The 15,615-nt window shown below is 67.6% G+C and carries 13 protein-coding genes; 6 read left to right on the forward strand and 7 right to left on the reverse strand.

Going from position 1 to position 15,615, the window contains the following annotated elements; translation table 11 throughout:
- Positions 1 to 242 precede the first annotated feature (242 nt).
- Positions 243 to 2,873 (reverse strand): excinuclease ABC subunit UvrA, encoded by a 2,631-nt coding sequence (locus tag EX88_RS0106485; RefSeq protein ID WP_031371191.1) that lies wholly within the window; start codon positions 2,871 to 2,873, stop codon positions 243 to 245.
- A 609-nt stretch (positions 2,874 to 3,482) separates the two neighbouring features.
- Between EX88_RS0106485 and EX88_RS0106490 the strand changes: the two genes are divergently transcribed.
- Positions 3,483 to 4,244 carry a DUF3472 domain-containing protein gene (locus EX88_RS0106490; RefSeq protein WP_081930673.1) on the forward strand — a complete coding sequence of 254 codons (762 nt, stop codon included), beginning with the start codon at positions 3,483 to 3,485 and terminating at the stop codon, positions 4,242 to 4,244.
- 107 nt (positions 4,245 to 4,351) lie between these two features.
- On the opposite strand, the gene EX88_RS25790 is transcribed toward EX88_RS0106490, so the two are convergent.
- From EX88_RS25790 to EX88_RS0106505, 3 genes are all read right to left on the reverse strand, one after another.
- Positions 4,352 to 5,554: a hypothetical protein gene (locus EX88_RS25790; RefSeq protein ID WP_152566128.1), complete on the reverse strand. Its 1,203-nt coding sequence runs from the start codon at positions 5,552 to 5,554 to the stop codon at positions 4,352 to 4,354.
- 271 nt (positions 5,555 to 5,825) lie between these two features.
- A complete protein-coding gene (locus EX88_RS0106500; protein ID WP_161786081.1) occupies positions 5,826 to 6,389 on the reverse strand; it encodes a hypothetical protein in 564 nt (187 codons plus the stop codon).
- A 118-nt stretch (positions 6,390 to 6,507) separates the two neighbouring features.
- The gene (locus EX88_RS0106505) at positions 6,508 to 8,109 is read right to left on the reverse strand and encodes a hypothetical protein (RefSeq protein ID WP_152566130.1); all 1,602 of its coding nucleotides are present in this window, start codon (positions 8,107 to 8,109) and stop codon (positions 6,508 to 6,510) included.
- Positions 8,110 to 8,329: 220 nt separating this feature from the next.
- Between EX88_RS0106505 and EX88_RS0106510 the strand changes: the two genes are divergently transcribed.
- On the forward strand, positions 8,330 to 8,548 hold the full coding sequence (locus tag EX88_RS0106510) for a hypothetical protein (protein ID WP_031371196.1): 219 nt from the start codon (positions 8,330 to 8,332) through the stop codon (positions 8,546 to 8,548).
- Positions 8,549 to 8,840: 292 nt separating this feature from the next.
- On the opposite strand, the gene EX88_RS0106515 is transcribed toward EX88_RS0106510, so the two are convergent.
- Positions 8,841 to 9,803 carry an alpha/beta fold hydrolase gene (locus EX88_RS0106515; protein ID WP_031371197.1) on the reverse strand — a complete coding sequence of 321 codons (963 nt, stop codon included), beginning with the start codon at positions 9,801 to 9,803 and terminating at the stop codon, positions 8,841 to 8,843.
- 110 nt (positions 9,804 to 9,913) lie between these two features.
- Here EX88_RS0106515 and EX88_RS0106520 point away from each other — a divergent pair, with 110 nt between their 5' ends.
- Both EX88_RS0106520 and EX88_RS0106525 read left to right on the forward strand, forming a co-directional pair.
- On the forward strand, positions 9,914 to 10,750 hold the full coding sequence (locus EX88_RS0106520; RefSeq protein ID WP_031371198.1) for an AraC family transcriptional regulator: 837 nt from the start codon (positions 9,914 to 9,916) through the stop codon (positions 10,748 to 10,750).
- 111 nt (positions 10,751 to 10,861) lie between these two features.
- Positions 10,862 to 11,581, forward strand: a complete 720-nt coding sequence (locus tag EX88_RS0106525) for a 3-keto-disaccharide hydrolase (protein WP_036148219.1) — start codon at positions 10,862 to 10,864, stop codon at positions 11,579 to 11,581.
- Positions 11,582 to 11,609: 28 nt separating this feature from the next.
- Here EX88_RS0106525 and EX88_RS25130 read toward each other — a convergent pair whose 3' ends face one another.
- Positions 11,610 to 11,768 (reverse strand): DUF1328 domain-containing protein, encoded by a 159-nt coding sequence (locus EX88_RS25130; RefSeq protein ID WP_031371200.1) that lies wholly within the window; start codon positions 11,766 to 11,768, stop codon positions 11,610 to 11,612.
- 307 nt (positions 11,769 to 12,075) lie between these two features.
- Here EX88_RS25130 and EX88_RS0106535 point away from each other — a divergent pair, with 307 nt between their 5' ends.
- Entirely contained in the window at positions 12,076 to 12,609 is a 534-nt protein-coding gene (locus EX88_RS0106535; protein ID WP_200875806.1) for a hypothetical protein, read from the forward strand.
- 14 nt (positions 12,610 to 12,623) lie between these two features.
- Here the strand turns inward: EX88_RS0106535 and EX88_RS0106540 are convergent, their stop codons facing one another.
- Complete coding sequence (locus EX88_RS0106540; protein ID WP_081930674.1) at positions 12,624 to 13,520, reverse strand: LysR substrate-binding domain-containing protein; 897 nt, start codon at positions 13,518 to 13,520, stop codon at positions 12,624 to 12,626.
- 88 nt (positions 13,521 to 13,608) lie between these two features.
- On the opposite strand from EX88_RS0106540, the gene EX88_RS0106545 reads away from it, so the two are divergent.
- Positions 13,609 to 15,588 (forward strand): TonB-dependent siderophore receptor, encoded by a 1,980-nt coding sequence (locus EX88_RS0106545; RefSeq protein ID WP_161786082.1) that lies wholly within the window; start codon positions 13,609 to 13,611, stop codon positions 15,586 to 15,588.
- The last annotated feature ends 27 nt before the right edge of the window (positions 15,589 to 15,615 follow it).

Below are 15,615 nucleotides of genomic sequence, written 5' to 3' on the forward strand. Positions count from 1 at the left end.
TTGGGCCAGCAAAAGAAAGTAACCCGGCCGCGTCAGCGGACGGAAGCTTTGCTCTTACTCTTGCACTTGCCTCATCGCCTGGCGGCCATAGACACCGCATCGGACATAACGCGGTCGCGGCTCGCGCCGCTCCTACCCTGGAGCTCCGTGCAAGTGACCGCGCGCCGGCCAGGTACGTGGTCGCGACTCACGTCGCTCCTACACGTACCGAACGCGTGCCAATCGACCTTACTAGCCGATAATCAAGCCAACACCTCGCGCAGATACGGCGCAGTGCGGCTCGCCTTCGAGCGCGCGACCTGTTGCGGCGTGCCGCTGGCGACGATCTGTCCACCCTGCTCGCCCGCGCCCGGACCGATGTCGATGACCCAATCGGCGTCGGCAACCACGCGCATCTCGTGTTCGACCACGACCACGGTGTTGCCTGCCTCGACCAGGCCGTGCAACTGCGCCATCAGCTTGTCGACGTCGGCCGCATGCAGGCCCGTGGTCGGCTCGTCGAGTACGTACAAGGTGTCGCCGTGCTGGCTGCGCTGCAGTTCGGTCGCCAGCTTGATGCGCTGCGCTTCGCCGCCGGACAGCTCGGTCGCCGGCTGTCCCAGGCGCAGATACCCCAGGCCGATGTCGTGCAGCAGGCTCAACGAGCGGCGGATCGCCGCTTCGCCGTCGAAGAACGCCAGCGCTTCGTCGACCGTCATCGCCAGCACCTCGGCGATGTTGCGTCCGTTCCAGACGACTTCGAGGGTCTTGGCGTTGTAGCGGCTGCCGTGGCAGGTCGGGCACGGCGCGTATACGGTCGGCATGAACAACAGTTCGACCTGCACGAAGCCCTCGCCCTCGCAGGTGTCGCAACGGCCCTGAGCGACGTTGAAGGAAAAACGCCCGGCGTTGTAGCGGCGCGTCTTCGCCATCGCAGTGGCGGCGAACAGCTTGCGTACGTGATCGAACAAGCCGGTGTAGGTGGCCAGGTTCGAGCGGGGCGTGCGGCCGATCGGTTTCTGGTCGACGTTGACCAGGCGTTTGATCGCGTCGGCGCCGGCGTGCAACCGCCCGGACACGCGCGCGAGCGGGCCGGGCTGCGGCATGTCGTTGTCGCTCTCTTCGGGCACCGGCTCGTGCCCCAGGTGCTCGCCGACCAGTTCGACCAAGGCCTGGCTGACCAGACTCGATTTGCCCGAACCCGACACGCCGGTGACCGCGGTGAAGGCGCCCAAGGGAAAGCGCGCGTCGAGGCCATGCAGGTTGTTTCGATGCAGGCCGCGCAGTTCCAGCCAGGCCGACGGTTTGCGCGGCGGCCGCGGCTCGGCGGCAACGAGATCGAACAGATACGGCCGGGTGCGCGAAGCTTCGATCTCGCGCAGCCCTTCGGGCGGGCCGCTGTAGAGGATGCGTCCGCCGTGTTGTCCGGCGTCGGGGCCGACATCGACCAACCAGTCGGCGCGGCGCAAGGTCTCCAGGTCGTGCTCGACCACGAACACGGTGTTGCCGGTGGCCTTGAGCTGGTCGAGCGCGCGGTGCAAGGCCTCGCTGTCGGCCGGATGCAGGCCGGCCGAAGGCTCGTCGAGCACGTAGACCACGCCGAACAGATTGGAACGGATCTGGGTGGCCAGGCGCAGCCGTTGCAATTCGCCCGGCGACAGGCTCGGCGTGGCCCGGTCCATCGCCAGGTAGCCGAGCCCCAAGGCCTGCAAAGTGCCGATGCGTTCGACCAGGTCGTGGGCGATGCGCTGCGCGGCGATGCGTTTTTCCTCGGACAGGTTGGGCGTGCGCCGCACGTCGGAACTGCCGGCATGCGCCAACCCGCCGGCGGCGATGCGCTTGGCTTCGGCGCTGCGGCCGGCCGCGCGGCTGCGGGTGGCGGCGCTGGCCGGGGCATCGAAGCGACCTTCCGCCGCGGGCGTCAGCACCTCGGCGATCCGGTCCAGAGACAGCTGCGACAGGCTGCCGATGTCGAGCCCGGCGAAGCTCACCGACAAAGCCTCTCGTTTCAGGCGCCGGCCGTCGCAGAGCGGACACTGCGCGCCGATCATGTAGCGCGACACGCGCTTCTTCATCAGCGCGCTCTGCGTGCTGGCGAAGGTATGCAGCACGTACTTGCGCGCGCCCATGTAGGTGCCCATGTAGCTGGGCTCGGCCTTGCGGCGCAGCGCGGCGCGGGTCTCGGCGACGCTGAAGCCGGCATACACCGGCACCGAGGGCTGTTCCTCGGTGAACAGGATCCACTCGCGATCCTTCTTCGGCAGATCGCGCCAGGGCTTGTCGATGTCGTAGCCCAGGGTGACCAGGATGTCGCGCAGGTTCTGTCCGTGCCAGGCCGGCGGCCACGATGCGATGGCGCGCTCGCGGATGCTCAGCGACGGGTCCGGCACCATCGACTGCTCGGTCACTTCATAGACATAGCCCAGGCCGTGGCAATTCGGGCACGCGCCCTGCGGCGTGTTCGGCGAGAAGTCCTCGGCGTACAGCATCGGCTGCTGGGCCGGATAGCTGCCGGCGCGCGAATACAGCATGCGCAGCAGACTCGACAAGGTGGTCACGCTGCCCACCGTCGAACGCACGTTCGGGCTGCCGCGTTGCTGCTGCAAGGCCACCGCCGGCGGCAGGCCTTCGATCGCATCGACGTCGGGCACGCCGACCTGATCGATCAGGCGCCGCGCGTACGGCGACAGCGATTCCAGGTAACGCCGCTGCGCCTCGGCATAGAGGGTGCCGAAAGCGAGCGAGGACTTGCCCGAACCCGACACGCCGGAAAACACCACCAGCGCATCGCGCGGGATGTCGACGTCGATGTCCTTGAGGTTGTGCTCGCGCGCGCCGCGGACACGGACGAAGGCGTCGAAACCGGGGTCGCGACGGAGCTGTTTCTTGGCCATAGGGGCTCGATTGGAGCATTGGGGACGCGGGAGGGCGGTGAAGATACCCGCTCGCGGCGTGCTTGGGGAGCAAGGCGCTGTACCGAATCGGCCGATGCGAAGGCAGTGCTTGCCTCCGGGCGCGCGTGCCGGCCGCGTTCGCGCCGGCCTCGCACGATCCCGCTGCGACTGTCCAGGCGAGACGGCGCTGCGAAACGGACTAAGAAGTCTTAAAGCATCGCGGGCCGAAACCCACCGCGCGAGCTCGCGCCCGATGCATCACGGCGACAGCCGCCCAGTCGCAACGCGCTGCGATCGCCTCGATGGGGCATCGGCGCGGAAGACACCGTTGTCTTTCAACGAAGGCGCCTTTGGTTGATGCATCGCCGCGCAAACAGGACGACGGCGTCGATCTCCGTGGTCACCGCGGATATCTCGCGGCAGCTTCATGACCCGGCCAAGCGCGGATCGCGAGGCAATGATCGATACCGTGATCGGCTACCGCCGCACTCCCGGATGACAACGATATCGGCCGTTCCACTGTGCCGTGCGGACCGCTAGGTTCGCGCTGCACCCAGGCCGTGCACCGACCCGCATTCGCGGGCGGCCCCATCCGCAAGAGGAACCGCAATGAAAAAGCTAGCTCTGACCGGGCTGATCGCAGCAGCATGCATGTTGATCGGGCCGACCGCGCAGGCCGTGGTCGTGGGCGGGATCGTCAGCACTGATGCGCATTGGCCGGCAACCACCGCCGGCTATAACCAGCTCACCTTCTACGATCAGGTCAACCACGACGGCGGCTCGCGTTCGAACTATTACTGGGCCAACCAGTTCTGGTTCCACGGCGGCGACGGCGGCTACATCGGCCTGCAAAACCGCAGCGGTCAGCGCTGGCTCAACTTCTCGATCTGGCTCGCCAGCGGCTGGGACGCATCGAGCCGCGCCAGCTGCGGCCACTTTTCCCACGAAGGCAGCGGCGTGCAGTGCCAAATCAAGTGGAACTGGAAGCCCGGCCACAAGTACAAGGTCGACGTGATCCGCGCCTCGACCAAGGTGACCGGCGTCGTCACCGACCTGATGACCGGCGAAAGCATCACCGTCGCCACGATCAACATCCCGGCCACCTGGAGCGGCTTCAAGAGCCAGACCGTCAGCTTCGTCGAGGAATACAGCCAGGGCGCGAACCAACTGCCCTCGTGCAACGTGATCGGCGCGCAATCCTCGGTGTTCTACCTGCCGGTGGCCAACGGCAACCTGCCGGCGACCAGCCAGACCACCAAGACCTACGGCAACTGCAACAACAAGAACATCGCCCACGCCGCCTGCGACAGCACCGGCAAGTGCATGAACATCGTCAGCAACCTCGACGGATACGCATCGCCGAGCGAGTAACGCGTTTCAATGCGGCATCCGCAAACAGCAAAGGCCCGCATTGCGGGCCTTTGCTGTTATCGCGGCAAGCGAGACCGGCCGACGGCCGGGCACCGCCATGCCCTCGGTCAGCCTCCCTGCACGGCATCGCCGCCGGTGGCCGGGCCCGAGGCTTCGGGCGTGGCCGGCGCGGGTGCCGCAGGCACGAGCGGGGCCGCGGGAGCTGCGGCACCCGCAGGAGCGGAAGGCGCAGCACTTGCGGGTGCCGCAGGAGCGACCGCCGCAGCCGGCCCAGCCACGGCGTCGCTGACGACAGGCGTCGCGGGCGCCGCAACGGCGGTCGCCGGCGCTGCGGTGGCGGCGCTGAAGGCGACGATCGAAGCGTCGTTGAGGCGGTAGGTACCCAGGATGTCCGGCAACATCGCGTGACGATGGCGGTTCCAGACCCAGTACTCTCCGGCGCGTATCTGCCGCAGACCGTTCCATACGCTGACCTTCTGCTCGCGCTCGACCCGGCCTTCCTGCGAAAACTCGTAAGCGAACATCGCCGCCACTTCGACCGCGGCATGGTCGAGCAGTTGATGCACACGCGCCGCATCCAGCCCCTCGATATAGCCCTTCTGCTGCTTGCGCGGCATCGCCTCGGCGTCCGCGACCATCGACACCTGGTAGCCCCGCGACCAGGCCAGCTTCTCTTCGAGCCCGCCCTTCTTGCCGGGAACGCAATCGTAGAAGCTGGCATTGAGCCCGGTCACCAGCGTGCTGTTCACTGGCGCCCAGCGCAGTGGGCGCAGCCGCAGCACCGGGTTCGTGCATGCCACCGGGCCCTTGCTGACCGGCGCCGGCTTGGCGGCGGCCGCTCCGGGTTCGGTATTGGATTCGGGCTTGGGCTCGGGCAACACCACCTTGACGATCGGCGACGGGGTGATGCCGCCGGACACCAGCGCCGCGCGCAGGCTGGCCTCCATCGAGGTCCGGTAATCGTAGGGACCGATGACTTCATTGCCCCACTTGGCGCCGTCGTTCGCGCCTTTCTGGATGATGGCACCGACGATCAGGCCGCCGATCAGGCCGCCGACCAATCCGGCCGTGCCGTGATTCGTGACCAGGCTGTTCATCATCACCGGGTCGACGACGGGGCTGGAAACACCGCTGACCGGCGTCAGCTCGGTCTGGGTCAGGTGCAACTCGACCGCGAGCTCAGGCGCCAAGGGATACGGCAAAGGCTCCGGCGGCTTGGCCGCGGCGACCGCGCCGTGGGCGGCCAGCGCGACCGCCACTGCGATCCGCGCACGAAAGAAACCTACCGGCCCGCGACGGGCCGATTGCATCGACTGCTTCATTGGATACTGCCCCCTGGATGTTCCATATCGGCAAGGCGCTGCTGCGCCCTCCCCCCCCTGAAAGACCGGTGGCCTGCCCGCGAATGTGGCTTTCGGCTTCGCTGCGGCGCGGCCCTCGGTGCCGGCAACATAGCAAGAATCCCGGCGATTTCGCAGTCGAGACGGCCCACGCATCGGCAAGGTCCGGCTCCCCCTCAATCCACCGGGCCGCAGCTCCATCGATGGTGGCACTGCAGGACGAAACGGAAACAAGCCGGAATCACTCGTCCAACACCCAACGCTCGGCGGTGATCTTGAGCTTGGAGGGTTGCCCCTCGATGCGGTCCGCGTATTCCACTTCGATGCGCACGTTCTCGTCGGCGCCTTTCACGCGGTAGGACTCGATCTTTCCGGTCAGGTAGCTCGGGACAGCATGCCCACCGCCGGCATAATTCGCGCCTGGATCGAGGCAGGACAGTGCTCTGCGGATATTGCCGTAAGCGAATTCGGTCGAGGTGTTATGCACCAGCCATTTGCAGAAATCTTTGCCGGGCTGGTAGCCCTCGTGCTGGCAGCTTTTGCTCCACTCCGGCCAGTTCGTCAGCAATTCGACCGAATGTTGGCTGCTCAGGGGAGTCGCATTCGCGAACTTGACCATTTCACCGCAGAAGGCATCGTCGCGACCGCTGCCCGAGAAGCTGGCGCAACCGGTCACGGCGAGTAAAGCGCAGACGATGAGAGTCGGAATTTTCATGTGATCGCGGCGAGGCCGCCGGTCGGTCGGCTGCCACCAGCTTAGCCTTGCGCTCGCCGCGCCGCCCGCGGTCCCGGCCGGCGCAAACATCGCACTGCGGTATCGAGCGGCCCGCCCGAAACAAGAAGGGCCGCTCCACGAATGGAGCGGCCCTTCGATGGTTTCGCACCCGACCGCTATCGTCGGGCGCTATGCCGAGATACCTCGATCAGGGACAGCTATAGGTATCGCTGGCCTGCGCGCGGTAGGCGGTCCACATCGCATCGGCGAACTCGCTGCCGTAGTAGCCCCCGTCGCGAGCGGCGCCGTGCAGCGCCGGCCAGCGCCCGGTGCCGTCGGAGGGGCTGTTGTCGAGCGCACCGTTGCCGTTGGGCTGGTAGGGGTCGGGCTGGGTCCAGGCACCGTGGTTCACCCAACGGTCGGCGTAACGCAGGATCTTGTCGTCGGTCCAGATGCAGCGCAGCGACGGCATCAAGCGCAGCGCCAGCGCGATGGCCTTGTAGCCCTTGGCCGTGCAACACATCTGATAGTAGGCGCCGGGTTCCTGGCCGCCGTCGATGTAGCCATAAGGATCGCGGCAATCGCGCGAGTTGCCGCCGGTGTTCTGGTTGTCCCAGTAGTCCTCGGCCGAACACAGGCCGCCGAACAACACCTGCCCGGCGCCGGCGCCGACATACAGCTGCCCGTCTTCCTGGAAGGTCCCCTGCTGGAAGTCGCGCACGCGCGCAGCCATCGCCGGATCGTCGAGCAACAGCGCCGACAAGGCCAACACCAACTTGCGGCCGTGGCGGTGACCGCCGTCGGCATTGAAATGCAAGCCGCCCTGCATCCCGGCATCGAGGTCGATGCCGTACTGCACCATGTTGATCGCCAGCTTGCGGCGCTCGGCCGCATCGCCGTCGACCATCAGGCGCAGCGATGCCTCGGCGAAGTTCATCGCGATCCAGGCGCCGTAGTCCGGCATGTTCTTGAGCGGATGGATCTCGTCGGCGCTCCAATGCAACTGGTGATCCAGTTGCAGACGCTGGTACCTCGCCGACAGTGCACTCAGGGTCGGCGCCGACGCCAGCGGCGCGAGCGAGGGCAAGCGATCCAGGCGCAGCCGGTTGGTCGAGTACAACGGCTTGCTGCGGCCGAAGTACGGCGGACGGAACGAGGTGCTGCCGCCATCGGCCGGAGGCGCGGCCAACACCGTCAGCACCACCGCGGTATCGAGCGCGGTCTTGTTGAAGGTGGAGAGCGATTTCGCCTTGACGATGGATTGGTTCGGCGAGGCCGAATAGGGCAACGCCGGCACCAGCGAGCGGAGGTAGTTGCTTGCGCGCGAGTCGAAGCCTTGGCGGTCGACCTGGGTCGGGTTCACCTCGAAGCCGTTGCGGCCGCTGGAGAAGGCCGGCGAGATCGACACCACCTTGACCTTGCCCAGGCTGTCGGCGGTCGGCGCGACCCAGTAGTCGCCGTTGGCGAACTGGCCGCAGGGATAGGCCCGGTCGAGGACGAAGGTGACTTCGTATTGCTTCACCTGCGTGCACGACGCAACGAGCGCGCTGCGGGTCGGGGCCGCTACCGACGAATCCGGACGGGCGGTCGCGGCGGCCTGCGGCGATACCGACGCGGGCGGCGCCGAACCGACCGTCAGCGCCGCGGCGGGCGTGGCGTTTTCGAGCGGCGCTGCCGTAGCGGGCGGTGCGGCCTCCTGCTGGGGGCAGCCCGCCAATGCGAGCGAGCCGCCGGCCAACAATGCGGCGCGCGTCAACAGCAGCCGCAGGCTCGGTTTGCCCGTGCGCGGCAATAAGCATGCTTCTTTCATGATCTCTCCTGGTGCGGTAATCGCGGCATCAGGTTGCCGTTGTCTACGGCGCGCGCCCAATGGAAAAATCCGGAACCGCGTCGTGCGACATCCAGTTTCGAGAAATTCCCCAGCGCCGGTTTTCGACTTGGCGAATCGGATCACGGTTTCGAGAACAGAATCTGTCTTTGCCTGGGCGGCGGACCTACGCTGCCGCTCCGCAACTGCTTGGAGGTGACGCATGGGAGCCCGCAAGCGACGCTACGTCGGCAAACCCGTCCCCGCCGACGGCTGGCGCGTCTGGGACAGCAAATCGAAGCGCTGGTGGGGCAACGTGTATGCCGACTATCCGGCGGCCGTGCTCGACGAACTCAACGGCGAGGGCTCGCCGCAACGACTGACCGAACTCGGCCGGAGCTCGCGCGCGCCCAAAGCGAAAGCCGTGCGCAAGCAGCGCTGATGCCGCTCGATGGCGGCCCCGGCCGTCGCGTGCGCAGACGGCCAATGCTCCGGTCGCCGCCTGTCCGCATCCGCTCCCCGCGCTAAGTTCCCAGGATTTTTTCTGCGATTCGCCGACGGGCAGAACCGACAAAAAATACAATTCGGCCATGGTCGCGGCACGGGTTCCACGCTCGGCCGCAGACCGCTTGCGGGCAGCCCTCCCTGCTGCGGCTTCGCTTCGGCGAAACGCGCAAGGCCCCGGGTCGACCGGGGCCTTGCGCTCGTCGGTGGCCGTGGGCCACCGCCGTCGATCACTTGCCGGCGAACTCCAGCAGATCGCGGTCGAGCCGGTCTTTGTGCGAATCCGGCAGGCCGTGCGGCGCGCCCGAGTACACGATCAACTTGGCGTTCTTGATCAGCTTGGCCGCGGCGTGTGCGGAGGCAGCGATCGGCACGATCTGGTCGTCGTCGCCGTGGATCACCAGCACCGGCACGTCGATGCGCTTGAGGTCTTCGGTGAAGTCGGTCGCCGAGAACGCGGCGATCGAGTCGTAGGTGTTCTTGTGGCCGGCCTGCATGCCCTGCGAGCGGAACGATTCGATCAGGCCGGGCGAGGGCTTGGCGCCGGGACGGTTGTAGCCGTAGAACGGGCCCGAGGCGATGTCGAGGTACAACTGCGCGCGGTTTTCGCGCGAGGCCTTGCGCAGTCCGTCGAACACTTCGATCGGCAGGCCGCCGGGGTTGGCCGCGGTCTTCAGCATCAGCGGCGGCACCGCGCTGACCAACACCGCCTTGCGCACCCGTTCGCTGCCGTAGCGGCCGAGATAGCGTGCGACTTCGCCGCCGCCGGTGGAGAAGCCGACCAACACCGCATCGCGGACGTCGAGGGTGTCCAGCACCGCCTTGAGGTCGGCGGCGTAGTGATCCATGTCGTTGCCGTCCCAGGGCTGGCTGGAACGGCCGTGGCCGCGGCGGTCGTGGGCGATCACCCGGTAGCCGTGCTCGGCCAGGAACAGCATCTGCGATTCCCAGCTGTCCGAGCTCAACGGCCAGCCGTGGCTGAAGGCGACGACCGGGCCGTCCTTCGGGCCCCAGTCCTTGTAGTACAGCTGGACCCCGTCCTGGGTGACGATGATGTTGGACGACTGCCGCAGCGCAGCGGCCTGCTCGGTCGAGGCGGCAGTGGCGGTAGCGACGGGGCCGGCGGCCTGGGCCGAGGTGGCGATGCCAAAGGTCAGCAGGGACAGGGCGAGCGAGCGTTGCAGGGTGGTCATGGCGGTCTCCGGTTTGTTGGGTGGGCGTTGGGCCCGTGGGAGATACTTTGCCGGCTCAGCCAGGACTCCACGTGACGTATAGTCCGTAAAACTTTACCTATCGTATTTCCATGACCGACCGCCTCGAAGCCCTGCTCGAACGCTTCTCCGCCAGCGCCCGGCTGTTCCAGGCCGGCGCCCTGTGCGGCATCAACGACCTCACGCCGGAGCACGGCGCCGGCCAGCTGCATCTGGTGCGCGAGGGCACCGTCGAGGTGGTGCACGAAGGCGAGCCCGGGCTGCGCGTCGAGGTGCCGAGCCTGCTGCTCTACCCTCGTCCGCTCGCGCATCGCTTCATCACCGACGCCGAGCGCGGCGCCGACCTGGCCTGCGCCAACCTGCAGTTCGAAGGCGGCGCCGCCAACCCGATCGCCACCGCCTTGCCGGCCTTCGTCTGCATCGGGCTGGACCAGATCGACGGCAGCCAGCCGGTGCTGGCGCTGTTGTTCGAGGAAGCCTTCGAACGGCGCTGCGGCCGACAGGCCCTGATCAACCGTCTGTTCGAGGTGGTGCTGATCCAGGTGCTGCGCCACCTGATGGAGAGCGGCGGCACCCGCGTCGGCATGCTGGCCGGGCTATCGCATCCGCAACTGCGGCATGCCGTGGTCGCGATCCACGAAACGCCCGAGCACGACTGGACCCTGGACACGCTGGCTGCACGCGCCGGCATGTCGCGCAGCGTGTTCGCCAATGCCTTCCGCGACAGCGTCGGCTGCACGCCCGGCACTTATCTGCAGCAATGGCGCGTCGGACTGGCCCAGCAAGCCTTGCTAGGCGGCCGGCCGTTGAAGACGATCGCGATGGACGTGGGCTACGGCAGCGAGGCCGCGCTGTCGCGCGCGTTCAAGGCCTCCACCGGGCTGTCGCCGCGCGCGTGGAAGACCGGCATGCTCAAAGCCGAGGCCTGACCCGGCGCCGTCGCCTATCGGCGCTGCCGCGCTGGCGCCGACGGGCACGACACCGCTGCGCGCCGCCGACACTGCGCCACCGACACTTCTGTATCACCGGAGTTGCCCATCATGTCGAGACTGTCTGTCATCGTCGCCGCGCTCATCCTGTTATCGGCCCTGCCGTCGCCGGCCGTGCCTCCCGCCGAGGCCCGGCCCGGCACAGACGCTCCGAGGAAGACCGAACGCGAGAAGGGCTTCGTGCGTTTGTTCGACGGCCGCAGCCTCGAAGGCTGGCATCTGTACGCTCAGCGCGGCCAACCGATTGCCGGCTGGCGCGTGATCGACGGCGCGATCGTGCGCAGCGGGCCCGGCGGCGATCTGGTCAGCGACCGCGCTTACCGCGACTTCGAGCTGCGCATCGAGTGGAAGATCGCGCCCGGCGGCAACAGCGGCATTTTCTACCGCGCCGCGGAAACCCAGGCCCCGATCTATCGCAGCGCCATCGAATACCAAGTGCTCGACGACCAGCGCCATCCCGACGCCGGCAACGGCCGCACGCGCTGGGCCGCGGCCGCCTACGACCTGTATCCGCCGAGCACGGTCGTCGCACGACCGGCCGGCGAATGGAACCAGGCCCGCATCCGTGTGCGCGGCGCGGAGGTCGAGCACTGGTTGAACGGGGTCAAGGTGGTCGCCTATCGGCTCGACTCGCCCGACTGGAAGGCGCGACTGAGGCAAAGCAAGTTCAAGGACTGGCCCGAGTTCGCCGCTGCGCGCAGCGGCGTCATCGGCCTGCAGGATCATGGCGACGAAGTCGCCTACCGCAACATCCTCATTCGCCCGCTCTGACCTCGCACACTTCGGGCGAACGCGGACTCTAGACTCGGCGCCCGCGGAAGAACGAGACGACCGCTAGGATCAGGAAGGCGATGAACAGGATCCATGCGATGTTGCTCGCCGCGCCGGCGATGCCGGAGAAGCCGAGCACCGCGGCGATGATGGCGATGATGAAGAAGATGACCGTGTAACGAAGCATCGTGACCTCCACAGGTTCGGACCGGATCGGCAGCAACGCCGATGTGCATCGATCCTCGGTCGCGACCGGTTACAGACGGGTGATGGCGCGCACGGCGTGCAGCGATCCTTCAGCAGGATGAGGTGTTCGTGAATCCGCGCATGCGGCATGGCCGCGGGCCCGATGACGGTCGCAGTGTGAATGAGGGTGAGTGGCCTTGCGCGGCGGCATGCCGGACAGTCATCGCCTCGCCGATCGACCGATCGCAAGTCGAAACCGCACCGCCATGAAGCAAGCCGTAGACCTACCTATCCGCCGAGGAGCCGTCATGAATTTCCGCAAGACACTCGCCGATGCCGTGATTTCCCTACTCGTTCTGTCGGCCCTCGGGCTGCCGTCGACGGCGACCGCGCAAACCGTCAGCCTGACTTGCCTCGGCACCGAAACCGCCGAGTACGATCCGGGCATGACCTTCACGCCGCAGCCGGTCGCGTTCTCGGTGAGCGGACTGTTGGCTCCGTGCGCCGGCATTCCGCTCGGCGTGACCAGCGCGAGCTACGGCACCTCTGGCACCGCCAACCTCTCCTGCGAAATCCTCTCCGGTGCGGCGCCGACGCCGCCGCTGACCGTGCTATGGAGCGACGGCACGACCAGCGTGATCCAACCCACCACCGTGGTTACGCAACGGCCGGTCGGCGAAGTGGTGCGGATCGAATCCGGCCAGATCGTCAGCGGCCGCTTTCTCGGCGCCGCCACGGTACGCACGGTGACCTTGCTGCAGACGCAGTTGGATGCCTGCTCCACCACCGGCGTCGAATCGGTCGGCGGGCCGGTAGTGCTGTCGGTGACCAAACTACTTTGAAACGCCGTCCCGGCTCAACGCCGCAAGGGCGCCGACAAGGCCAGCAGTTTCGCCGCCGCTTCCAACACCATGCCGCGGCTTTCGCCCGAACGCATGACCAGGTAGTGCGAGGCCGGATTGGCCAGCCACGCCTTCGATAGGCGCACCAACTGCCCGGAGGCGAGCGCTTCGTCGGCCAAGGGCGAGCGCAATAACGCGACGCCGAGACCGGACTTGGCCGCGGCCAGTACCAGGTCGTAGTCCTCGAAGCGCCGGTCCGCGGCCTTACTGCGATAAGCCACGCCTTGCGCCTTCAGCCATGCACGCCACTGGCTGGTATCGGAGTCGTGCAACAGCGGCGCATCGGCCAGACGGCTCGCGCCCGGGTGGCCGCCGAGTTCGGCGACCAGGTCGGGCGATGCCACCGGCAGCAGGCGTTCCTTGAACAGCAACTGTGCGCAGGCGTCACGCCACGGGCCCTTGCCATAGCGCACGGCCAAGTCGACCTCGCCGCCGGACAAATCGGCCAGACGATGTTCGATCGTCAATTCGACCCGGCGCTGCGCCGGCACGTCCTGCAGCAGGCGCATGCGCGGCAGCAACCACAGGCGTGCGAACGACGGCACCACGCTCAGGCGGATCACCGGCAGCTCGCGCCGCGGGCGCCAGCGATCGGCGGAGTCGCTGATCGCGCTCAAGGCCTGCTCGACCTGGGCGATGAAGCGCTGCCCGGCCGGGGTCGCCCGAACGCCGCGGCCGTGCCGCTCGAACACCGCGGTGCCCAGCCAGTGCTCGACCGCATGCACGCGCCGGCTGACCGCGCCATGGGTCAGGCCGAGCCGTTCCGCGGCCGCGGTGAACGAGCCGGTATCGCGGGCGGCGATCACCGCGTTCAGGCCGTCCAGGGGCGGCAGCGACTTCGAGCTGTGCATACGGCGCACAGCTCATCACCGATCGCCGCGCTATGTCAACGAGCGCCCTATCGCTTCAATGGAGGCCTTCCCGCTCCAGCCTCCCGCCATGCGCTCACTGCCCTTGCTGCAACCCCGGCTGCTGCAGGCCCGGCCCGGTCGGCGCTCGCCCCGCCGCTTGCTCGTCATGGCCGGCCTGTTTTGCAGCGCCGCCGCCGAGGCGCAGCAGGCAACGGCGCAGAAAGCCGCCGACGCCTTCGGCCAGCGCATCGGCCAGGAAAGCATCGGGCTGTATTCCGAATCGCTGGTGCGCGGCTTCAATCTGCAGGAAGCCGGCAACTACCGCCTCGACGGCGCCTATTTCGTGCGCGCCGCCAATCCTTCCGACGCGGTCGTCGAAGGCGTGCAGGTCAAGGTCGGGCCGAACGCCCTCGACCTCGACTTCCCCGCGCCCTCGGGCCTGGTCGAGTACCGCCTGATCCCGGGCGAGCGCGAGCGGACCAAGCTCGAACTCGGTTTCCAGCACCTCAGCGACAGCAATCCGCGCCCGTATCTGCGCTTCCATGCGGCGCGGCAATCGAAAGACCGCGACGCTTCGCTTGCCGTCGGCTTCATCGGCACGCACAGCGCGCGCTACATCTTCGGCAACGAGGCCGAGTACTACGGCCTCGGCCTGGTGCCGCGGCTGCAGATGGGCGATCGCTGGCAACTCACCGGCCTGCTCACGCGTTACGAGCATCGATATCAGGGCGACGTCGGTTTCACGCCCGCCGGTACGCAACCGTTGCCTGAGCCCGATCGCCTCAAGTATCTCGGCCAGCCGTGGTCGCGCTACGACACGCGCAACAGCGCCTACGGCCTCATCGCCGCCACCGCCGCACGCGACAATGCCTGGGACTATCGAGTGTCGAGCCTGTTCTCCGGGGTGAACCGGCCTCGCTCCGACTTGAATCTGTTCGACGCCGTTACCCCGCAAGGCCACGCCGATGCCGCCATCGTCGTCGCGCGCGGACGCAGGATCGACGCCTGGGGCCATGAAGCCATGGCCAGCTACGACTGGACCGGCGAGCGGCGCCGCCACGAACTGACCTTGCTCGCGCGCCTGCGTCGATCGAGCTATCGCAACCCGCGCGTCGACTATCTCGCTATCGGGCCGGTCTCGATCCTCGACGGCCGCATGCCGGTGGTCCTGGCCGACGCAGCGACATCGACCGCGCAGTCGCGTGCGGCGATCGATCAGTACGAACTCGGCTTGGGCTGGCAGTTCCTCGACCAACGCGGTTTCGCCTTGAACCTCGGCGCCCGCCGCGCCGCCATCGACCAGATCGCGCGGCCGGCCTTGGGCCCCGGCCAATCGCGCTCCTCGCAGGCCTGGCTGTACAACGCGTCCGCGGTCGCGCCGCTCGGCGAGCGATGGACGGGTTTCGTCGCGACCACTCGCGGCATCGAAGAGGGCGTGACCGCGCCGGAGAACGCCAGCAACCGCTTCGAAGTGCTGGCGCCGATCCTGGCGCGGCAGAACGAACTGGGACTGCGCTGGCAGGCTCGCCCGGACCTGGCCTTGTTGGCGATGGCGTTCGAGATCGAGAAGCCGTCTCCCGGTTTCGACGGCGCTTCCGCTTATCGCTACCTCACCGAGGTCTCGCATCGCGGCATCGAGCTGTCGCTGGCCGGCCACCTCAGCGAGCGCTTGAGCCTGGTCGCCGGCCTCACCCGGATGCGATTGCGGCTGCGCGGCGAACTCGTCGACGATGCGAAGATCGGCAAACGCCCGCTGGGACGCAGCGCGGAGCAGGCGCTGCTGAGTCTCAACTATCGTGTCGCCGGCCTGCCGGGCTTGTCGCTCGACGCCGATGCCAACTACTACGGCGCGCGCCCCGCCGATGCGCTGAACCGTTTCCGCACGCCCGGCTACACCTTGCTCAACCTCGGTGCGCGCTACCGTTTCGATTGGCACGGCACCCCGGCGGCGCTGCGCGTGCGCGTCTACAACGCCGGCAACCGCTACGCCTGGGCGGCGGGCACCAGCGGCATCCAGACTTACGAGCCCGAGCGCCGGATCATGCTGAGCCTGACATTGGGCGAATAGCTGCATCCGGTCGCGGACGCGTTTCGC

Origin of the sequence: Lysobacter antibioticus (assembly GCF_000731095.1) — a bacterium.
Taxonomy (GTDB): Bacteria; Pseudomonadota; Gammaproteobacteria; order Xanthomonadales; family Xanthomonadaceae; genus Lysobacter; species Lysobacter antibioticus_B.